Origin of the sequence: Amycolatopsis vastitatis (assembly GCF_002234595.1) — a bacterium.
GTDB lineage: Bacteria > Actinomycetota > Actinomycetes > Mycobacteriales > Pseudonocardiaceae > Amycolatopsis > Amycolatopsis vastitatis.
In genome coordinates, this window is sequence record NZ_NMUL01000016.1 from 44,862 (window position 1) to 65,498 (window position 20,637).

Below are 20,637 nucleotides of genomic sequence, written 5' to 3' on the forward strand. Positions count from 1 at the left end.
ATGTCTCATGTGGCGAAACTCGGCGGCGACCTGCGCCACGGGCGCGGCAAAAGCGTTGACGACGCGCTCGCGGCGCTGTTGGCTCCGGCCCATGGCGAGGCGTCGGTACGTGGCGAGAGGAGTCCCGGGCGGCTACCGGATCTGGGACACCAAGGGACGCCACTGGTGGGGCGACCACTACGAGCTGTGCCCCGACGACCTCCTCGCCGAGCTCAACGGCGCGAAGGACGCAGCGAAGATCACCGCGCTCCTGAAGCGCCACCGGGCGCAGAAACGCTGACGCCCCCGCCTGTCCGGCCTGCGCCACCGAACGGGGTCTTGCCGCGCGGCGTTGATCTCCGGGAAACTGGGCAGCGGGTAGCCAGGTTTTGTGCGGCCGTTTCCGGCCCGCGGCTTGGTGGCCGCTTCCCTCTGGCGGGGAACGGGGCACTTTACGTGGTTATCCAGCAGGTGCCGGCACACCGCGGCCCCCGGTGCGGATCCGCACCGGGGGCCGTGGGTCGTTCCGGGGATCAGCCCTTGAGCAGGGCGCGGGCCATGACGACCTTCTGGATCTGGTTCGTGCCTTCGTAGATCTGGGTGATCTTCGCGTCGCGCATCATGCGCTCCACCGGGAAGTCGCGGGTGTAGCCGGCGCCGCCGAAGAGCTGGACCGCGTCCGTCGTCACCTCCATCGCGATGTCCGACGCGTACATCTTCGCCGCCGAGGCCATGAAGCCCGCACGCTTGTCGCCGCGTTCGGAGGCCGCCGCCGAGGCGTACACCAGGTGGCGGGCCGCTTCGATCTTGGTGCCCATGTCCGCCAGCATGAACTGGACGCCCTGGAACTCCGCGATCGCCTTGCCGAACTGCTTGCGGTCCTTCACGTACGCCACCGCCGCGTCGAGCGCGCCCTGGGCGATGCCCAGCGCCTGCGCGCCGATCGTCGGGCGGGTGTGGTCCAGCGTGCGCAGTGCCGTCTTCAGGCCCGTGCCGGGCTCGCCGATGATGCGGTCCTCGGGGATCGTGCAGTTCTCGAAGTAGATCTCGCGCGTCGGGGAGCCCTTGATGCCGAGCTTCTTCTCCTTCGGGCCCACCGAGAAGCCGGGGTCGTCCTTGTGGACCACGAACGCCGAGATGCCGTTGGCCTTCTTCTCCGCGTCCGGGTCGGTCACGGCCATCACCGTGTACCACGAAGATTCACCCGCGTTGGTGATCCAGCACTTGGTGCCGTTGAGCACCCAGTGGTCGCCGTCGAGCCGGGCACGCGTGCGCATCGACGCGGTGTCCGAGCCCGCCTCGCGCTCCGACAGCGCGTACGACGCCGAAGCCTCGCCCGAGGCGATCGACGGCAGGACGAGCTTCTTCACGCTCTCCGAACCGGACAGGATGATCGGCTGCGTGCCGAGCTTGTTCACCGCCGGGATCAGCGACGCCGACGCGTCCACCCGGGCGACCTCTTCGATCACGATGCAGGCGCCCACGGCGTCCGCACCCTGGCCGTCGTACTCCTCGCCGATGTGGACGGCGTTGAAGCCGGACTTGACCAGCGCGTTGTACGCCTCGATCGGGTAGCGCTCGTTCTCGTCGACCTCGGCCGCGTACGGCGCGATCTCCTTCTCGGCCAGAGCCCGGACCGCGGCCCGCAGCTCCTCGTGCTCCTCGGCAAGCTGGTACAGGCTCATCGTCACTTCCGGTTACCTTCTCTACGACGTCGGGAGGGTTCTGTCGATGTTAGCGCTCGTTCACCTGCGTCGTCCTTGTGGCGTTGACCGCAGAATTCGTATGGTCGGGTGATGCCGATCACCGCGCCGACGCCGCCGCCCGGTCTGCCCGCCTCCCTCGACTACCCCGAAGCCCCGGTCGGGTCGATCCTCGCCGCGGGAGCCGCGCGCTGGGGCGACCGGACCGCCTTCGCCCACGACGGCCGCAGCCTCACTTTCACCGAGACCTACCGGGCCGCGTGCCGGTTCGCCAACGCCCTGCTCGACCGCGGCATCGGCCGCGGCGACGTCGTGGCGCTGCACCTGCCGAACTGCCTGGCCTTCCCGGTCGCCTACTACGGCACGCTGCTGGCCGGGGCCACCTTCAGCCCGGCGAACCCGCTGCTCCCGCCGGACGACCTCGCCTTCCAGCTCGCCGACTGCGAGGCCGTCGCCGTCGTGACGTACGGCCCGGTCGCGGGCGCGCTCGCGAGCGTCGCCGACCGGATCCCGGCGCGGCTGACCGTCGTCGTCGACCCCGCCGGCGACCTGCCCGAGGGCGGTGCCGAGTTCGAGGCGTTCCACGCCGGGCAGCCGGAGACGCGGCCGGACGTCGCGATAGCGATCCACGAAGACCTCGCACACCTCGCCTACACGGGCGGCACCACCGGCCGGTCGAAGGGCGTGCGGCTGTCGCACCGCAACGTCGTGGTCAACACCCTCCAGCACGCCTGCTGGAGCACCGGGTCGGTGCCCGCACCGGACGCGCACGGCGACGTCACCATCGACCAGATCGGCGGCGAGGACGAGTGGCCGACGCGGCTGGGCACCGGCGTCGCGATCAACCTGACACCGTGGTTCCACGCCATGGGCATCATCGGCGGGATGAACGCGCCGGTGCTCGCCGGGACGACGATCGTCCTGCACACGCGCTTCGACCCGGCGGCGTACGTCGCCGACGCCGAACGGCTGCGCATCACCGGCATCGGCGGGGCCCCGGCGCTGTTCGCCGCGCTGCTCGCGACGCCGTCGTTCCACACCGCCGACCTGTCGTCGGTGCAGGCGATCGGCTCCGGCGCGGCGCCGATGAACCACGCGATGATCAACGCGCTGCGCGAGCGCTTCCCGGGCGTGGTGGTCACCGAGGGCTACGGCCTCACCGAGGCGACGATGGGCGCGGTGATCTCGCCGACGTACCGCTCGGGCACCCGCAAGGTCGGCTCGGTGGGCGTGCCGATCTTCGACACCGAGGTCAAGATCGTCCCGGCCGAGGGCGGCGAAGACCCGCTCCCCGCTGGCGAGCGCGGCGAGGTCTGCCTGCGCGGGCCGCAGATCATGCTCGGCTACCGCAACCGCCCCGAGGAGACGGCGGCCGCCCTGGCCGGCGGCTGGCTGCACACGGGCGACATCGGCGTCCTCGACACCGACGGCTATCTGTCCATAGTGGACCGCAAGAAGGACATGCTGCTGTACAAGGGGTACAACGTCTTCCCGCGCGAGCTGGAGGAACTGCTCATCACGATGCCGGGCGTCGCGGCGGCCGCGGTCGTCGGCCGCCCCGACGCCGAGGTCGGCGAGCTCCCGGTGGCCTTCGTGGTGCCGCGCGGCTCGCTGGACGCCGACGGGCTGATGGCCGCCGTCAACGAGAAAGTGCTGCCCTACAAGCGGTTGCGGGAGATCCACGTGGTCGAGCAGATCCCGGTGTCCGCCGCGGGAAAGGTGCTGAAGCGGCAGCTCCGGGCGCAGCTCATCGGCGAGCTAGCCGGCTAGCCGGTCGCCGGACAGCAGCGTGCCGGCCTGCTTGACGTGCTTGAGCAGCGGAGAGACCTCCATGCTCTGCAGGCCGGGCAGCGAGCCGATCCGGTCCGAAGTGAACTCGAACAGCTCGTCGAGGTCCCGGCAGAGCGCGACGGCGTGGACGTTGTGCGGCCCGGACACCGCCGCGGCGAAGGCGATTTCGGGTTCCCGAGCGAGCGTCCGCCCAGCTTCCTTGACCGCCGACGGGTGCACGCGCAGCCAGAGGTTCGCCCGGGCGTGGTAGCCCAGCGCCGCGGCGGCGATCTCGACGTCGATGTGCACGACGCGGCGCTCCAGCAGCGTCCGCAGGCGGCGGGAGACGCGGCCGGGCGTGAGGCCCGCCGCCGCGGCGAGCTCGACGAGGCCGGCCCGCCCGTCCACGGCGAGGACGTCGAGCATCTTCTCGTCCTCGGCGGTGAGCACCACAGGCTCTCGGGCCACCACCGGGGCTTCGGTGAACGGGGGCCCCTCGGCCCCCAGCAGCGCTTCCTGCTCAGGGGTCAGCGTGCCCCGCAGCGCGGCCCAGAAGTGACCGCGGCCGCCGATGAACTGGCGGAGCATCGCGGCCGCGTGGAGGTCGAGGACGGCCGCGGTCCGCGGTAGCCGCCGACCGAGCAGGTCGTCCCGCTGTTCCGGGCTCCGCGACCGGACCGCGAACGTGATCTCCGAGCCCGCCGAGCAGAGCGCCACCCAGTTGACGTCGTCGCGCTTCGCGAGTGAGTCGGCGATCGCCGCGACGCTGCCGGGACGGCACCGCAACCGCACGAGCCACTTGCTCTGGCCCAGCGCCCCCGGGTCGACGATGCCGGCGACGCGGACGACGCCCTCGGCCCGGAGCCGGCGGAAGCGACGGCCGACGGCGTTCTCGGTGACGCCGAGCGCGGCGGCGATCGAGGCGAACGAGGCTCGCGGAGCGACCTGCAACGTGCGGATGAGACGCACGTCATCGGGGTGTGCGGTGACGGATTCAGCCATCGACGCTCCTCCCATCGAGGCAATCCTACGAAACCCCGCCTCGGACGTGCCACCGCGGCGAAGGGGCGCACAGACTCGGAGCACACCCGACCGAAGGGATCACCCATGCAAACTGCCTTCATCGCCGGGGCTTCGCGCGGACTCGGCCACGCGATCGCCACCGAGCTCTTCGACCGCGGGTGGCACGTGATCGGCACGGTCCGCCACCCCACCACCCGGACGCCCCTGCACGACCTGGCGGACCGCTCGGACGGGCGCGTCGAGGTCGAGAACCTCGACATCACCGAACCCGCTCAGCTGCCGCCCCTGCACGAGCGGCTCGCCGGTCGCCGGCTCGACGTGCTCTTCGTCAACGCGGGCACCACGAACGACCCGGCGACACCGATCGGCGAGGTGCCGACGGCCGAGTTCGTCGACGTCATGGTCACCAACGCGCTCAGCCCGATGCGCGTCATCGCGGCGCTGAAGGACCTCGTGCCCGCGGACGGGCTCATCGGCGCGATGTCTTCCGGGCAGGGCAGCATCACGAACAACGTGGCCGGCTCGCGTGAGGTCTACCGCGGCAGCAAGGCGGCGCTCAACATGTTCATGCGCAGCTTCGCGGCCCGGCCGGAAGAGGCCGAGCGCGCACTGGTCCTCATGGCCCCCGGCTGGATCCGCACGGCCCTTGGCGGGCCGGACGCGTCCTTCACCATGGAAGAAACCGTCCCGAAAGTGGTCGACGTCCTGCTCGCGAAGCGCGGCAAGCCCGGCCTCGAGTTCCTCGACCGCACGGGCGAAACCGTGCCGTGGTGACGGGCTAGTGGCCCGTCTTCTCGCGCAGGGCGGCGTCCTTGTCCAGGACCAGCTTCTCCAGGTCCTGCTGGAAGCGCGCCATCTTCGCCCGCAGGCCCTCGTCGGACGCCGCCAGGATGCGGACCGCCAGGAGGCCCGCGTTGCGCGCGCCGCCGACCGAGACCGTCGCCACCGGGACGCCCGCCGGCATCTGGACGATCGACAGCAGCGAGTCCATCCCGTCGAGGTACTTCAACGGGACCGGGACGCCGATCACCGGCAGCACCGTCGCCGAGGCCACCATGCCCGGGAGGTGGGCCGCGCCGCCCGCGCCCGCGATGATCACCCGGATACCCCTGGCCACCGCCGAAGTCGCGTAGTCCAGCATGCGCTGCGGGGTGCGGTGCGCCGAGTAGACGCCGACCTCGTACTCGACGCCGAACTCGTCCAGCGCCGCGCCGGCCGCCTCCAGCACCGGCCAGTCCGAGTCGCTGCCCATGATCACGCCCACCTGCGGCGCCATACCGGTACTCCTGTCAGTGGATCTCGTAGCCGTCGAGCCAGACGGCGTGGGACAGCCAGTGCGCCGACAGCAGCGCACGGTTGCGCAGGTCCTCCATGCGCTCGCCGGTGAAGTTGACGTGCCCGAGCTTGCGCCCCGGCCGCTCCTGCTTGCCGTAGAGGTGCACCCGCACCTCCGGGTACCGCGCGAACAGGTGGTGCAGCCGCTCGTCCGGCCCCATCTCGGGCAGCTCGGACGCGCCCAGCACGTTCGCCATCACGCACGCGGGCGCGATCAGGTCGGTCCGGCCCAGCGGGTAGTCGAGCACCGCACGCAGGTGCTGCTCGAACTGCGACGTGCGCGCGCCGTCCATGGTCCAGTGCCCGGAGTTGTGCGGGCGCATCGCCAGCTCGTTCACCAGGAGCCCGGTGTCCGTCTCGAACAGCTCGACCGCGAGCAGCCCGGTGACGTCCAGCGTCGACGCGATCCGCAGCGCCAGGTCCTGGGCCTCGTGCACCCGCGAGTCGTCGAGCCCCGGCGCCGGGGCGAGGACCTCGGTGTTGATGCCGCCGGTCTGCACCGTCTCGACCACCGGGTACGCCGCACCCTGGCCGAAGGGCGAGCGGGCGACGAGCGCGGACAGCTCCCGCCGCATCACCACCTTCTCCTCGACCAGCAGGGCCGTGCCCGCTTCGAGCAGCTCCGGCACGGTCTCGCGGGCGTGCTGCGCGGTGTCCAGCATCCAGACGCCGCGGCCGTCGTAGCCGCCGGTCGACGCCTTGAGCACGACCGGCCAGCCGTGCTCGCCGCCGAACGCGAGCACGTCGTCCACAGTGGACACCTCGGCGAAGGCGGGCCCCGGTACGCCGAGCCCGGCCATCATCTCGCGCATCACCAGCTTGTTCTGCGCGAAGCCGAGCGCGCTCGCCGCCGGCCGGATGACGTGGCCTTCCGTCGCCAGCGTGAGGAGGTGCTCGCCCGGCACGTGCTCGTGGTCGAACGTGAGCACGTCGACCGAGGCCGCGAACTTCCGCAGCGCGTCGAGGTCGGTGTGGTGGCCCAGCGAGACGTCGCCCGCGACGAGCCCCGCGGCTTCGTTCTCGCTCGCGGCGAGCACGTGCAGGGACTGGCCGAGGGAGATCGCCGCCTGGTGCGTCATCCGGGCGAGCTGGCCGCCGCCCACCATGCCCACGACGGGCAGACCGGTGTGTTTGTCCATAACGCCAGTCAGCCTAAACGGTCACGACCTGGGGTGACCGCCGGACCAGGCGAAGCTCACGCGCCGCGAGCCCGAGGATCCCGGCCGCCGCCGCGAGCACGTAGAGATTGCCCAGGACCGACCAGCCCAGGCCCCAGCCGAACTCCGCGTCGCCGCCGTTGGGCACCAGCATCACGATCTGCGAGACGAACAGCACCGCGACCGCCGCCGCGGCCCACCACCGCGCCTTGACCACCAGCAGCGTGATCAAGGGCACGCACCAGACCCAGTGGTGCGACCACGACACCGGCGACAGCAGCAGCCCGTAGAACGCCGTCACCAGCAGCGCGGCCGCAGCCTCGCCACGCCGGTGCAGCCGCACCACCAGCCACACCGCGGGCACGGCGAGCACCGCCGCCACCCCGACCGCCACCGCCAGCGACCAGGGGGCCACCGCCGAAGCCCGGTTGACCAGCCCGTTGAGCGACTGGTTGAAGATCCAGTGCACGGACCCGACCCGGCTCGGGTCGGTCGCCGAATCCCGCCAGAACCGCGCCGCGTCGACCGGGATGACCACGAACATCACCGCTTCGAGCGCCACGAACGTGCCCAGGGCGCGCAGCCCGTCCTTCCACCGGCCCGTGAAGAACAGGTGCGGCACGAAGATCAGCGGGGTCAGCTTGATCGCCGCCGCCACGCCGATCAGCACGCCCGCCCAGCGGCGGCCCGAAGCACGCTTTCCCGCTGAGGGCCCATCAGCACTGTCGCGTGCGGAGAGCACCAGGACGTCCAGCACCACGAACGCCATCAGTATCAAGTTGATCTGGCCCAGGAACAGCGTCTTCCAGACCGGTTCCAGCGCCAGAGCGGCGGCCGTTCCCGCCGGCAGCGCCCACCACGCGAGCGAGCGCCCCGGCGACGACGAAACCACCGTGATCACGACCATAAGGGCGACCACCGACAAAACCGCGATCACGCCCCAGACCAGGCCGGACGGCACCAGGGCGAGCGGCAGGAACAGCGGCGCGGCGGCCGGGGTGTAGGTGAACGGCAGGCGCACCCAGTCCGGCAGCGCGGTCAGCACGTCCCGCGTGTAGAGCGGGTCGCCGTGCAGCAGCGTCAACGCCCCCGCGCGGTACACGGCGCTGTCCGCGCCCACGTGCCACCCGGCCAGCCAGACGACCACGCCGAACGCGAGGACGAGGAGCGCGAGAACCCCGGCGAGAAGGCGGCCGGTGCGCGCCTCAGACGCCGGTCGCGACGTCGACATGCTCGTCCGGAGCGGCCTTCTTCCCGGCCCGCCGCTGCAGTCCCCAGCGCAGGATCAGCGCCGCGGCCAGCACGACCGGCATCAGGATGTAGGCGTCCCCGAGGATGTTCTGCCACACCTTCCAGTGCAGCTCGACGTTGCGGCCGTTCGGCAGGATCAGCAGCACGCAGCTGACGAACACGAACGCCACCAGCCCGGTCCCGACCCAGCGCTTCCACGCCGTCTTCGGGGTGGTCTTCGGCAGCCGCGAGACCAGCAGGACGATCAGCGGGATCACCCACACCCAGTGGTGGGTCCACGAGATCGGCGACATCAGCAGCGTCCAGAACGCCGTGACGAGGAGCGCGGCCAGCGCCTGGCCCTTGCGGTGGAAGCGCATCAGCAGCCACAGGGCCGGGATCGCGAGCAGGAACCCGATGCCCATCGCCGCCTTCGACGCCCACGGCGCGAGGTCGGTGGCCCGGTTCATCAGCGCGTTCAGCGACTGGTTGCCCGCCCAGTGCACCGGCCCGATCCGGCCGGTGTCGGGCAGCGTGACCGTCCAGTACTTGGCGGCGTCATGCGTGTTGATCAGGAACATCAGGCCCTGGAGCAGCACGAACGTCGCGAACCCGCGCAGCGCGTCCATGCGGCGGCCGGTGATGAACAGGTGCCCGAGGAACACCAGCGGTGTCAGCTTGATCGCCGCCGCGACGCCGACCAGCACCCCGCCCCACCGGCTCCCGCGGGTGCCGATGACCAGCATGTCCAGCAGGATCATGGCCATCAGGATCAGGTTGATCTGGCCGAGGAAGATCGTCCGCCACACCGGCTCGAGGGCGAGGAAGACCAGGAAGAACACGATGGTCGAGCGGGCGGGCGAGGCCCACCAGCGCGGCCCGTCCGCGGCCGGGCGGGGCAGCGCGCCGATCGCGATCCGGATCGACAGGGCCATCGCCACCAGCGAGACGGCGGTGATCAGGCCCCAGGAGACCTGTGTCGGGAAGGCCGCGAGCGGGACGAAGATCAGCGCCGCCGTCGGCGGGTAGGTGAACGGCAGCAGCGCCCACCACGGTTCGTTGGCCAGGGTGTTCGCGTCGTAGAGGGAATCGCCGTGCAGCAGCGTCAGCGCCCCCGCCCGGTACACCGCGCTGTCGACGCCGAGCACCCAGTCGTGCTGCCAGCCGTAGATGCCGTACCCGATCGCGACCAGCGGGATCACCGACAGGATCAGGATCGACCGCGGGCGGACGGACAGCCGGGCGAGTGACTTCCGCAGGGCCAGCCGGTGCAGGGGTCTGGCCGCGACTGCGCCGTCGACGTCGGTGGATACGGTCCGGGTCACCGCACCAGGAAATCATGTCCGGCCCGGTCGCGGTCGGAAGGGTCCGCGCGGAACCGGACTTTCCGGTGTTCTACGCGCGCGCCAGGTGGGCCAGCAGGTCGCAGGCGAGCTCGTGGGTGGCGGGCAGCCGCACCGCCGAGACGCGGGGCCGGCCGACGTCCGCCAGCTGCGCGTCGACCGAAAGCCGTTCGTGCAGCGCCCTTCGCAGCGCGACGCCGTGCGAAGCGACCCGCTCGTCCTTCGAGACCAGGGCCGCGACGACGGACGGCCCGAGCGAAGCGACGCTCTGCCCGCTGTCGAACACGGCCCGCAGCGCGTCCGCGACCAGGATCATCCCGGTCAGCCGCGGGAACCCGGCGACCGCGGTGAGGTCGAGCGAGACGACCAGCAGCACGTGGTCCTCGGCCGCCGGCCGCTCGCGCGCGGCGGCGGCGCGGTAGACCTCGACGAGCCGGGTCCGCAGGTAGGCCGCCGTCGGCAGGCCGGTCAGCGGGTCGGTGACCTCGGTGTGCACGAGCTGGTCGGTGGCGACGTCCGCCCAGGCCAGCGCGGTGGTCCGGAGCAGCCGCGCCGGGGTGGCGTCGACGTCCGGCACGATGAAGCCTTCGCCGCGGTGGCCGAGCACGGCGTGCAGCGCGGCGAGGTCGGCGAGGGTCTCCGCGAGCCCCGCGCCGGCCGCCGCCCGTGCCCTGGCCAGCCCGGCCAGCGCGGTTTCGGCGGCCTCGACGCGGCCCTTGGCCATCACGGCCGCGCAGACGGCGTCGACCTCGGGCAGGGCCCAGTCGCTGGGGAAGCGCCAGCCGGCGGCGAGGCTGGCCGTGCGCCAGCGCGCCCGCAGCGCGCACAGGGAGCGGTCGCGCTCAGCCTGGGTGAGGGGTGGGACGTCCTCGGGGCCCGAGCGCGTAGCCGGAACGTCCACAGGCCTCCCGTCCCTTTCGTCCGGTCGTTTCGATCTTGCCCGGTGCTTCACGGTGAGGACGTGTCCAGACCGACGCCGTGACGCGTACTGACCAGTTTTTGTCTCGAAGCTTTTCTTCGGGACAGCCCAGGGGTGGGTGATTTTGCTCCGCCGTCGGAGTCAACACCCCGACCACGACGTGACCACGCGGGGTGGGTCAGTCACACTGGTCTCGCGTCCCGGATCCCCTGTAATGGCAGGTCCGAGCCCTAGCCGACCGAGGAGTGCCGTGTCCACAGTTCCCGCCGATCTCAGCGGAAAGAGTGACGCCGAACTGATCGCGGAGGTCCGCTCCGGGAAGCTCGCGTCGTACGGGACGCTCTACGAACGGCACACCGGCGCGGCCCACAATCTGGCCCGTCAGCTGGCCCGCTCGAGCTCCGAAGCCGACGATCTCGTGTCCGAGGCGTTCGCCAAGGTGCTCGACACCCTCCGTGGCGACAAGGGACCGGAGACAGCCTTCCGGGCGTACCTGCTGACCGCACTGCGTCACACCGCGTACGACCGCACCCGCAAGGAGCGCCGGGTCGACCTCAACGAGGACATGACCGAGGTCGGCGGCGCCGCGGCCGAGGCGCTGACCGTGCCGTTCTCCGACACCGCCGTCGCCGGGCTGGAGCGGACGATGGCCGCGAAGGCGTTCGCGCGGCTGCCCGAACGCTGGCAGGCGGTGCTCTGGCACACCGAGATCGAGCAGCAGAGCCCGGCCGAGGTCGCGCCGCTGCTGGGGCTGACCGCGAACGGCGTCTCCGCGCTCGCCTACCGCGCCCGCGAGGGGCTTCGCCAGGCGTATCTGCAGGTCCACCTGCAGGAGAACGCCGAGGAACGCTGCCGTGCCTGCGCCGAGCGGCTCGGCGCGTGGACCCGCGACGGACTGTCCAAACGCGAACGTGCCCAGGTCGAAAGCCACCTCGACGAATGCGGGAACTGCCGGGCGCTGGCGGCGGAGCTCGCCGACGTCAACGGCGGGCTGCGCGCGATCATCGCCCCGATCGTCCTGGGCGGCGCCGCGCTGGGTTACCTCGCCACCGTCGGCGCCGCCAAGGCGAGCGCGGCCACCGCGGGCACGGCCGCGGCCGCCGCCGCGGCGGCCGGGGGCAAGGCCGGCGCGGGTGCCGCGGCCGCCGGGCCCCGCCAGTTCGCCGGGGTCGCCGCGTCCGGCGTGGCGGTCGTCGCAGCGGTCGTCATCGCGCTCGCCGCGGGCGGCGGGACGCAGCAGATCCCGGCCGCGGCCCAGGCGCCACCGTCCGTCCAGCCCGTCCAGCCACCCCCGCCGAAGCCGCAACCGCCCGCTCCGGTCGTGCCCGTCGCGCCTCCGCCGGTCCAGCCGCCGGCGCCGCCCACTCCTTCCGTCGCGCCCGCGCCGCCCCCCGTCGCGCCTCCCGCGCCGCCGCAAGCGCCGGTCCCGGCACCGCCCACGCCGGCCCCGCCGTCGATGTCCGCGACGACCCCGCCGGGCGGCGTCGAGCTCAGCCCCGGCACCGCGATGTCCCTGCCGATCACCGTGCGCAACGACGGCGGCAGCCCGTCGGACCCGGTGGCCGTCGCGCTGAACCTGCCGCCGGGCGTACACGCGGTCGAGGCGGGCGGGGGCAGCGCGCCGATGGCGGCCGTCCAGGCCCCCGGCCCGATCTCGGTGAACTGCCCGGGCGGCGAGGGCACGGTGACGTGCAAGACGGGCACCGGCCTGCAGCCCGGCCAGAGCGCGACGCTGAACTTCCGGCTCCAGGCCGACGAGAACGCCGAAGGCGGCACGGTCACCGGGTCCGTCACCGCCGGCGTCCGGATCAACGTCGCGGTGAGCGTCAAGGTCACCGTGAAGCAGCCGCCGGACGCGGTGGCCCTGGAGGCCGTGGGCGACGGGCTCTCGGCGTTCCCCTGGACCCGCCACCCCCTGGTCTACGTGCGGGTCCGCAACACCGGCGAGACGACCAAGCCGGTCACGGTCACCTTCGACCACCCGCTCTGGCAGTGGTGGAGCCTGCGCGGCTTCCCGTGCACACCGGCCGACGGCGGCGCGAGCTGCACGACGCGCGGCACGCTGGCCCCCGGCCAGCACGTCAACCTGTGGGTGCGGCTGGACGGCAGGCCGGACGACGGCCAAGTGACGATCACCGCGCGGCTCGGCCGGGCGTCGGCACCGCCGGTGACGGTGAACTTCGGCTGCTGGCGCCACTGGTGCGACCACGACCCGGTGCCGACGACCACCCCTTCGCCCACGATGCCGACGACTCCGACGAAACCTTCGAAGCCGGCGCCGTCCAAGCCGTCCACCACCCCGCCGGCGACGACGAAACCCGATCCGCCGACCGAGCCCCCGGTGTCCTCGACGACGACCAGTGCCCCGCCACGCCCAACCGGCAAACCGGGCGACAAGCCGCCGACCGTCACCCCCGAAAAGGCTTTCGGCTGGTTGACGGGGTAGCGTCCGCGCGGTGCGCGAACTGCTGAAAAAGCATCGCGAGCTCCTCCGCTTCGCCGTCGTCGGCGGGATCAGCTTCGTGATCACGATGTCCGTGAACTACGGCCTGAAGTTCACCGTGCTGCGGACCCACCCGGTGACGGCGCTGATCGTCGGCGTCCTCGTGGCGACGATCTTCTCCTACGTCGCCAACCGCGAGTGGTCGTTCCGCACCCGCGGCGGCCGGGAGCGGGCGCACGAGGCCGCGCTGTTCTTCCTCTTCAGCGGCGTCGCGCTGGGCCTGAACGCGCTGCCGCAATGGTTCTCGCGGTACGTGCTGCACCTGCAGCCACCGCGGCTGTCGCCGTTCGGCGTCGAGGTGGCCGACTTCGTCAGCGGAATCATCATCGGCACGCTGCTGGGCACGGCGTTCCGGTGGTGGGCCTTCAAGAAATGGGTGTTCCCGGAGGAGGACGGCCGCCCGCGCGCGGTGCCCGCCGAGGCCGCCGAAGATCCGGACATTCACGACAGCAAGGCCGCCTGAGCCGCTGGACACCACGGCGTTCTCCTAGACTGCCGGGTGTGACCGTTGTGGAAACCGTGCTCAAGCGCACGCCGGAACCACTGCGTTCGGTGCTGATCAAGCACCGGGAGCTGCTGAAGTTCGCGATCGTGGGCGGCACGACGTTCCTGGTCGACAACGGGGTCTGGTACACGCTCAAGCTGACGGTGCTGGAGCCGAAACCGACCACGGCGAAGGCCATCGCGATCATCGTCGCGACCATCGTGTCCTACATCCTCAACCGCGAGTGGTCCTTCCGGACCCGCGGCGGGCGCGAACGGCACCACGAAGCGGCGCTGTTCTTCGTCATCAGCGGCATCGCGGTGGGCGTCAACCTGGTCCCCCTGATCGTCTCGCGCTACGTGCTCGACCTCGAGGTCCCGCACGTGACGTTCCTGGTGCAGGAGATCGCGGACTTCGCGAGCGGCTCGATCATCGGCATGCTGCTGGCGATGTTCTTCCGCTTCTGGGGCTTCAAGAAGTGGGTGTTCCCGGACGAGCTGGGCCAGCGCCGGCGGGACAACGACCAGGTCACCCGCCTGCACTGAGTCCCGTCCGGCAAACTACTTGTCTTTTGACATCTAGTTGTCTAGGGTCATCCTCGTCAGTGTTCCTTCGTGAGGACGCCGTCCGGGTTCGGCCGGGCGAGCGGGACGATTCGAGGTGGTTTCCGAGCGCGAAGAGGTCGCATCCGCCGCGCGGATGACGATGGAGCCTTTTCCCGACTCGACGGGACGTGCCTGAAGCACGTCCGCCTCTCTGTCCCTTTTCCTCACTTGGACATTCCTTGACAACAATTGCGCCTTCGCGCGCCAAAACGGCCGTATTCGGCCTGTTCCTGTCCGTTTTCCTCGCGATGCTCGACGCCCAGGTCGTCGCCACCGCGCTCCCCCGGATCGCCGCCGAATTCGGCGGCACCGGCGCCTACGCCTGGGTCACCACCGCCTACCTGCTCGCCGGGAGCGTCACCGCGCCGCTGTACGGCAAGCTCGGTGACGTCTTCGGCCGCAAACGCGTGCTCCTGGGCGCGCTCGCCGTCTTCCTGCTCGGTTCGCTCGCCTGCGGCCTCGCGCCGACGGCCGGGTTGCTGATCGCCGGGCGGGTCCTCCAGGGCGCGGGCTCGGGTGGCCTGTTCGTCTCTGTCGGCGCTTCGCTCGGCGAAATGTTCACGCCGCGCGAAGGTGCGAAGTACTTCGGGTGGTTCTCGATCTGCTTCGCCGTCGCGTCGCTGTCCGGTCCGGTCGTCGGCGGCCTGCTCACCGGCCTGGCCGGCTGGCGGTCGATCTTCCTGGTCAACCTGCCGCTCGGCCTGGTCGCCGTCGGCCTGCTCACGACCCTCGACCTGCCGCGGCGACGGAAAACCGCGCCGTTCGACTTCACCGGCGTCGTCCTGCTCGGCATCGCGATCACCGGCTTCACGCTGCTCACGCCGTGGTCGATCGCCCTCGGCGCGGCTTCGGCCGTCGCGTTCGGCTTCACCGAGCGGAAAGCGGCCGCACCGGTGCTGCCGCCGCGCCTGTTCCGCGACCGGACGTTCACCGTGTCCGTGCTGCTCAGCGTGCTCTCCGGGTTCGCGTTCCTCGGCTCGGTCAACTACATCGCGGTCTTCCTGCAGGCCGACGCGGGTCCGGCCGAAGGCGGGCTGCGGCTGGTGCCGATGACGCTCGCCGTGTCGCTTTCCTCCGTGGTCGCGAGCAAGGTCATCGCCCGCACCGGCGCGTACCGCTGGGCACCGCGGCTGAGCATGGCGCTCGGCCTGGTCGCGGTGCTCGGCCTGCTCACCCTCGACGCACTGCCGCTCGTCCTCGGCTGCCTGGTCGTCTTCGGTCTCGCCGCCGGGCTCAACCTGCAGGTCCTCGCCATGGCCACGCAGAACACCGCACCACCCGCGGACCGCGGCGCGGTCGCCGCGGCCGTCAACCTCGCCCGTGCGCTCGGCTCGGCCCTCGGCCCGGTCGCGCTCGGCTTCGCCTACAGCGCCGGCCCGCACGGCGTCTTCCTCGCCTTGCTGCCCGTGCTCGCGCTCGCCCTCGTCACGGCGTTCGCGCTGCCGCACGTGCCGCTTTCCCGATAGGAGAACCACGATGATCTTCGTCCTCGGCGCCACCGGCAAGGTCGGCCGCCACCTCGTCCCCGCCCTGCTCGACGCCGGCGCCGCCGTCCGCGCGCTGACCCGCGACCCGGCGAAGGCCCGGATCGACCCCCGCGCCGACGTGGTCCGCGGCGACCTCGGCACCTCGGACCTGCCCGCTCTGCTGGACGGCGCGGACCGCGTGTTCGTGCTGACCCAGGGGCACAGCGCCGACCGGGAAGCGGCGGTCGCGCAGAGCGCCGCCCAGGCCGGCGTCACCCACCTCGTCAAGCTGTCGACCACGGGTGTCCACTTCGGACAGACCGATCCGGTCACCCGGGCCCACGCCGAAGCCGAGCAGGCGATCCGCGAAGCGGGCCCGGCCTGGACGATCCTGCGGCCGGGTGCCTTCATGGACAACCGGTTCGCCTGGCTGGGCCCGATCCGCGGGGAGAACGCGGTGTACGTGCCCGACACCGATCCGCCGTCCGCGCTGGTCCACGTCCGGGACATCGCCGCGGTCGCGACGCTCGCGCTGACGACGTCCGGCCACGCAGGCGCGACCTACGAGCTCACCGGCGGCGAAGCCCTCACCACCGCACAGCAGGTCGCGATCCTGGCCGAAGCGCTCGGCCGTCCGCTGAAGTACGTCGAAGAACCCGAAAGCGCGGCGAAGGACCGCATGATCCGGATGTACGGCTGGCCCGCGAAGGCCGTCGACGGCCTCTTCGCCCTCAAATGCGAGTCGGCCCCGCACGAAAGCGTCGTCTTCGACACCGTCGAGCGGTTGCTCGGCAGGCCGCCGCTCACCTTCGCGACCTGGGCACGTGAGAACACGGCTGCGTTCGCCTACCATTACCAGGAGTGACGGCAGGGAGGTGACCGGATGAGCGACCGCCTGCGCGTCCTCGTCGTGGACGACCACCCCCTGTTCCGGTTCGGCGTCCGCACGCTGCTGGCCGCGGAACCCGAAATCGAGGTCGTCGGCGAGGCCGCGGGCGGTGCGGGCGCGATCGAAGCCGCGGCCGCCCTGCGCCCGGACGTCGTGGTCATGGACCTGCACCTGCCCGACCTGTCCGGGATCCAGGCGACCCGGCACATCGTGGCCGCGAGCCCGGGCACCGGCGTGCTGATGCTGACGATGGCCGACGAAAGCGAGTCGGTCTTCGCGGCGATGCGCGCCGGTGCCCGGGGCTACCTGCTCAAGGACGCCGAGCCGGACGAGATCATCCGCGCCGTCCAGGCGGTCGCGCGGCGGGAGGCCATCTTCGGCCCCGACATCGCGAACCGCGTCCTCGGCTTCTTCCACCAGCCGCCCCCGGCGAGCGAGCCGGTGTTCCCCGAGCTGACCGGGCGCGAGCGCGAGGTACTGGCCCTGATCGCGGCCGGGCACAGCAACGGCGTCATCGCGTCCACCCTGTGCCTGAGCCCCAAGACCGTGCGCAACCACATCTCGAACGTCTTCGCGAAGCTCCACGTCGCCGACCGGGCCGAGGCGATCGTCCGTGCCCGGGAGGCCGGCCTCGGCGGGTCCTGACGGGCGGCCGCCCGGGCAACATCGGGACGCCGGTCCCATGTGCCCGGGACACTCCGGCGGGCACTGTGGTCAAGGCGGGGGGTGGGACCCTCGCCTCGTTCGAGGGGAATGGGTGACGATGTTCGAATCCGAGCGGACACCGGTGGTGGTCCGCGCCACCGATCCGATCCTGCACAACGGCGTCTGCATGGCGCTGCGTTCGCGTGACGACGTCCGGGTGGTGGACGGCGACCCGGACGGCTCGGCCGTGGTCGCGCTGCTGGTCGCCGACCGGCTCGACGAGCCGATGACCCGGCTGCTGTCCGCGCTCCACCACCAGGGCTTCACCCGCATCGTGCTGATCGCGGGCGAGGTCGACGACAACGAGATCCTCAACGCCGTCGAGCACGGGGTCTGCGCGGTCGCCCGCCGCGCCGACGCCGGCCCGGAGGTGCTGGTCCGGCTGATCAAGGCCGCTGCGGCCGGTGAAGGCGCGCTACCGCCCGACCTGCTCGGCCGGCTGCTGAACCGGGTTTCCCGCCTGCAGCGCCAGGTGCTCCAGCCGCGCGGTCTCCACCTGGGCGGCATGAGCAACCGGGAAACCGAAGTGCTCCGGCTCGTCGCGTCGGGGTTTTCGACGCAGGAGATCGCCGACGAGCTGTGCTATTCGCAGCGCACGGTGAAAAGCATCCTGCACGACGTGACGAATCGGTTCCAGCTGCGGAACCGGTCGCACGCGGTCGCGTACGCCCTGCGTGAAGGGCTGATCTGACGGCTAACGCGGGACGCGTTCGGCGGGCCAGCGCACCCCGGGGACGTCGGTGGGCCGCGGCACCTTCAGGAAGAGGCTGAACACGGCCGGACGGCGGTTGGACAGCTCCAGCCGGCCGCCGTCCGCTTCGACCAGGGCCCGGGCCAGCGCCAGCCCGACGCCGGTCGAGCCACCGCCGGAGAAGCCGCGCTCGAAGATGTGCGGGGCCAGCTCGTCGGGCACGCCGGGCCCGGTGTCGCTGACCTCGATCACCACCGTGCCCTCGGCGTCGCCGCGGCGGGCGACGACGGTCACCGTGCCGGAGCCGTGGCGCAGCGCGTTGTCGAGCAGCACCCCGATGACCTCGCGGAGCCGGCCCGGCGTCGCGCGCGCCATCAGCCCGTCGGCCACGCGCATGCGCAGGTTGCGGCCCTCCGAGCGGAGCAGCTCACGCCACTCCTGCGCCATCGCGGGCAGCTGCGTGGGCAGGTCCACCGGTTCCGCGCCGACCTCGCGCGCGGCGCGGGCCGCCGCCAGCAGCTCGTCGAGCGCCTCGGCGAGCCGGTCGGCCTGCTCCTGGGCGGCCTTGGACTCGTCGGCCACCTCTTCGTCCGGGTGCACGGTCAGGGGTTCCAGCCGCAGCTGCAACGCCGTCAGGCGGCTGCGCAGCTGGTGCGAGACGTCGCCGACGAGCTGGCGTTCGCGCTGCACGAGCTGGGCGAGCGCGGTGCCGGACGCGTCCAGTGCCTCCGCGACCATGTCCAGCTCGCCGACGCCGTAGCGGCTCGGGTCGGGCCGGAAGTCGCCGCCGCCGAGCCGGGCCGCGCGTTCGGCGACGTGCCGCAGCGGCTTCGCGAGTCGTCTGGCCGTCGCGATCGCCACCACCGCGCCGGTGCCGACCGACAGCAGCACCAGCAGCACGACCACGAGCGTCACCGTCGTCTGCCGCTCGTGCATCGGGCCGGCCGGGACGGCGATCTCGACCTTGCCTTCCCGCGCCAGGTCGGCCGTCTCGGTGACGGTGACGGGACCCGGGTCGCTGCCGTAGCGCTTTTCGATCTGGCCACTCGCCCGGACGGTCAGCAACCCGTTCGCCGGGACCGCCGCCCGCACCTGATCGAGGTCGATCTCCTCGCCGTTGGCGATTTCGGTGTCCAGGATGGCCGCCGCCGCGCGGGCGTTCTCGGCGAGCGTCTCGCGGTAGCTCGACTCGATCTGCCAGCTCGCCACGATGCCCAGCGGGATGCCGAGGACCGCCGCGGTGACGGCGACGGCCAGCAGGATGGCCAGCAGAATGCGGCGGCGCACGGCTTATTCGGCGTTGAAGCGGAAACCGACACCGCGGACGGTCGCGATCCGCCGCTCGCCGTCGTGGGTCTTGCTGGTCCGCCCGGCGGCCTCGTCGGCGGCGATGGCGAGCTTCCGCCGCAGCCACGACATGTGCATGTCGAGCGTCTTGGACGTCTTCGACTCGAGGTCGTTCCAGACCTCGGCGAGGATCTCGTCGCGGCTGACGACCTGCCCGGCGCGGCTCATCAGCACGCGCAGCAGCTCGAACTCCTTGTTCGCCAGCTGCACCTCGTGGTTGTCCACGGTGACCAGCCGGGCGCCGAGGTCCATCCGCACCCCGCCCGCCTCCAGGACCTCGGGCACCCGGCGGCGCAGCAGCGCGCGGATCCGGGCCAGCAGCTCGGCGAGCCGGAACGGCTTGGCGACGTAGTCGTCGGCGCCCGCGTCCAGGCCGACGACGAAGTCGACCTCGTCGGTGCGGGCGGTGAGCATCAGGACCGGCAGCTCGGTGCCGGCCGCGCGCAGCCGCCGGCACACCTCCAGACCGTCCATCCCGGGCAGACCGAGGTCCAGCACGAGCAGGTCGACGCGCTGGGCGGCGGTGGCGTCGAGCACCGAAGGGCCGTCGGTGACGACGTGGATCTCGTATCCCTCACGTTCGAGGGCGCGGGAGAGCGGTTCGGCGATGGCCGGATCGTCTTCGGCAAGTAGGACCATGCTCACCTGCCCAACTCTACGGCTCGCGGGCGTGAAAACATCGTGACCGTGCCTGGCTACGAAGATGATCTGGCTCTCGCCACCCGGCTGGCTGACGCCGCCGACGCGATCACGACGGCGCGGTTCCGCGCCCTGGACCTGGCGGTGGAGCGCAAGCCCGATCGCACCCCGGTGACCGACGCCGACACCGCGGTCGAGGACGCGATCCGTTCCGTGCTGGCCGAAGCGCGTCCGGACGACGCCGTGCTCGGCGAGGAGCGCGGCGGCTCGGCCGCCACGGGCCGCGCGTGGGTGCTCGACCCGATCGACGGGACCAAGAACTTCCTGCGCGGCGTACCCGTCTGGGCGACGCTGATCGCGCTGGTTTCCGACGGTGACCCGGTGGTCGGCATGATCAGCGCGCCCCTGCTGGGCCGCCGCTGGTGGGCGGCGTCCGGGTCGGGCGCGTTCTCGTCCGACTCCGCCGGCACGCGCCGCCTGTCAGTTTCCGGCGTTTCGTCCCTTTCGGACGCTTATCTGTCCACAACGGACTTGAACTCGTGGACCGAGTACCACTCGCGCGAGAAGTACCTGGACCTGGTGGACGCGTGCTGGGAGACCCGCGCGTTCGGCGACTTCTGGCACCACGTGCTGGTGGCCGAGGGCGCGCTCGACGTCGCCGCCGAGTGCATCGTGAACCCGTGGGACGTCGCGGCGGCACAGGTGATCGTCACCGAGGCCGGCGGGCGGTTCAGCGACCTGGACGGTGCCGGGCGCTACGACAACGGGAGCGCTTTGTCGACGAACGGCCGCCTGCACGACGAGGTCCTGCGGATCCTCAAGCGGTAACCGGGTAGGCCGCTCGGCGGG

General features: G+C 71.8%; 20 protein-coding genes. 11 read left to right on the forward strand and 9 right to left on the reverse strand.

The genetic code is table 11. The annotated features are described in order from the left end of the window. Nucleotides 1–109 precede the first annotated feature (109 nt). Nucleotides 110–280, forward strand: a complete 171-nt coding sequence (locus CF165_RS18270; RefSeq protein ID WP_143268613.1) for a hypothetical protein — start codon at nt 110–112, stop codon at nt 278–280. Nucleotides 281–512: 232 nt separating this feature from the next. Here CF165_RS18270 and CF165_RS18275 read toward each other — a convergent pair whose 3' ends face one another. Further along, the gene (locus CF165_RS18275) at nt 513–1,664 is read right to left on the reverse strand and encodes an acyl-CoA dehydrogenase family protein (RefSeq protein ID WP_205660912.1); all 1,152 of its coding nucleotides are present in this window, start codon (nt 1,662–1,664) and stop codon (nt 513–515) included. Between the two features lie 111 nt (nt 1,665–1,775). Between CF165_RS18275 and CF165_RS18280 the strand changes: the two genes are divergently transcribed. Continuing rightward, nucleotides 1,776–3,452 (forward strand): class I adenylate-forming enzyme family protein, encoded by a 1,677-nt coding sequence (locus CF165_RS18280; protein ID WP_205660902.1) that lies wholly within the window; start codon nt 1,776–1,778, stop codon nt 3,450–3,452. Here the strand turns inward: CF165_RS18280 and CF165_RS18285 are convergent. Next, entirely contained in the window at nt 3,441–4,454 is a 1,014-nt protein-coding gene (locus CF165_RS18285; RefSeq protein WP_240521655.1) for an Lrp/AsnC family transcriptional regulator, read from the reverse strand. The genes CF165_RS18280 and CF165_RS18285 overlap by 12 nt on opposite strands. Before the next feature lie 105 nt (nt 4,455–4,559). Here CF165_RS18285 and CF165_RS18290 point away from each other — a divergent pair, with 105 nt between their 5' ends. After that, nucleotides 4,560–5,249 carry an SDR family NAD(P)-dependent oxidoreductase gene (locus CF165_RS18290; RefSeq protein WP_093948749.1) on the forward strand — a complete coding sequence of 230 codons (690 nt, stop codon included), beginning with the start codon at nt 4,560–4,562 and terminating at the stop codon, nt 5,247–5,249. Between the two features lie 4 nt (nt 5,250–5,253). Here CF165_RS18290 and purE read toward each other — a convergent pair whose 3' ends face one another. The 5 genes from purE to CF165_RS18315 form a co-directional block, all read right to left on the reverse strand. Next, a complete protein-coding gene (gene purE, locus CF165_RS18295) occupies nt 5,254–5,751 on the reverse strand; it encodes a 5-(carboxyamino)imidazole ribonucleotide mutase (RefSeq protein ID WP_093948750.1) in 498 nt (165 codons plus the stop codon). 13 nt (nt 5,752–5,764) lie between these two features. Continuing rightward, complete coding sequence (locus CF165_RS18300; protein WP_093948751.1) at nt 5,765–6,949, reverse strand: 5-(carboxyamino)imidazole ribonucleotide synthase; 1,185 nt, start codon at nt 6,947–6,949, stop codon at nt 5,765–5,767. A gap of 13 nt (nt 6,950–6,962) precedes the next feature. Then, nucleotides 6,963–8,198 (reverse strand): glycosyltransferase 87 family protein, encoded by a 1,236-nt coding sequence (locus CF165_RS18305; protein ID WP_093948752.1) that lies wholly within the window; start codon nt 8,196–8,198, stop codon nt 6,963–6,965. After that, entirely contained in the window at nt 8,173–9,522 is a 1,350-nt protein-coding gene (locus CF165_RS18310) for a glycosyltransferase 87 family protein (protein WP_093948753.1), read from the reverse strand. The genes CF165_RS18305 and CF165_RS18310 overlap by 26 nt, the downstream gene beginning before the upstream one ends. Nucleotides 9,523–9,592: 70 nt before the next feature. Continuing rightward, nucleotides 9,593–10,441 carry a GGDEF domain-containing protein gene (locus tag CF165_RS18315; protein WP_093948754.1) on the reverse strand — a complete coding sequence of 283 codons (849 nt, stop codon included), beginning with the start codon at nt 10,439–10,441 and terminating at the stop codon, nt 9,593–9,595. A gap of 268 nt (nt 10,442–10,709) precedes the next feature. Here CF165_RS18315 and CF165_RS18320 point away from each other — a divergent pair, with 268 nt between their 5' ends. From CF165_RS18320 to CF165_RS18350, 7 genes are all read left to right on the forward strand, one after another. Continuing rightward, nucleotides 10,710–12,905, forward strand: coding sequence for a sigma-70 family RNA polymerase sigma factor (locus tag CF165_RS18320; RefSeq protein WP_093948755.1), 2,196 nt, complete (start codon nt 10,710–10,712; stop codon nt 12,903–12,905). Nucleotides 12,906–12,915: 10 nt separating this feature from the next. Further along, nucleotides 12,916–13,425 (forward strand): GtrA family protein, encoded by a 510-nt coding sequence (locus CF165_RS18325; protein WP_093948756.1) that lies wholly within the window; start codon nt 12,916–12,918, stop codon nt 13,423–13,425. A 38-nt stretch (nt 13,426–13,463) separates the two neighbouring features. After that, nucleotides 13,464–13,991 carry a GtrA family protein gene (locus CF165_RS18330; protein ID WP_167441497.1) on the forward strand — a complete coding sequence of 176 codons (528 nt, stop codon included), beginning with the start codon at nt 13,464–13,466 and terminating at the stop codon, nt 13,989–13,991. Between the two features lie 239 nt (nt 13,992–14,230). Then, nucleotides 14,231–15,517 carry an MFS transporter gene (locus CF165_RS18335; RefSeq protein WP_167441498.1) on the forward strand — a complete coding sequence of 429 codons (1,287 nt, stop codon included), beginning with the start codon at nt 14,231–14,233 and terminating at the stop codon, nt 15,515–15,517. A gap of 10 nt (nt 15,518–15,527) precedes the next feature. After that, complete coding sequence (locus CF165_RS18340; RefSeq protein ID WP_093948759.1) at nt 15,528–16,382, forward strand: NAD(P)H-binding protein; 855 nt, start codon at nt 15,528–15,530, stop codon at nt 16,380–16,382. Nucleotides 16,383–16,400: 18 nt separating this feature from the next. Further along, nucleotides 16,401–17,051, forward strand: coding sequence for a response regulator (locus CF165_RS18345; protein WP_093948760.1), 651 nt, complete (start codon nt 16,401–16,403; stop codon nt 17,049–17,051). Nucleotides 17,052–17,169: 118 nt separating this feature from the next. Then, nucleotides 17,170–17,802: a response regulator transcription factor gene (locus CF165_RS18350; RefSeq protein ID WP_093948761.1), complete on the forward strand. Its 633-nt coding sequence runs from the start codon at nt 17,170–17,172 to the stop codon at nt 17,800–17,802. Nucleotides 17,803–17,805: 3 nt separating this feature from the next. Here the strand turns inward: CF165_RS18350 and CF165_RS18355 are convergent, their stop codons facing one another. Both CF165_RS18355 and CF165_RS18360 read right to left on the reverse strand, forming a co-directional pair. Beyond that, the gene (locus CF165_RS18355; protein WP_093948762.1) at nt 17,806–19,089 is read right to left on the reverse strand and encodes an ATP-binding protein; all 1,284 of its coding nucleotides are present in this window, start codon (nt 19,087–19,089) and stop codon (nt 17,806–17,808) included. Between the two features lie 3 nt (nt 19,090–19,092). After that, a complete protein-coding gene (locus CF165_RS18360) occupies nt 19,093–19,788 on the reverse strand; it encodes a response regulator transcription factor (RefSeq protein ID WP_013222890.1) in 696 nt (231 codons plus the stop codon). Nucleotides 19,789–19,830: 42 nt separating this feature from the next. Here CF165_RS18360 and hisN point away from each other — a divergent pair, with 42 nt between their 5' ends. Continuing rightward, a complete protein-coding gene (hisN, locus tag CF165_RS18365) occupies nt 19,831–20,616 on the forward strand; it encodes a histidinol-phosphatase (protein ID WP_093948763.1) in 786 nt (261 codons plus the stop codon). The last annotated feature ends 21 nt before the right edge of the window (nt 20,617–20,637 follow it).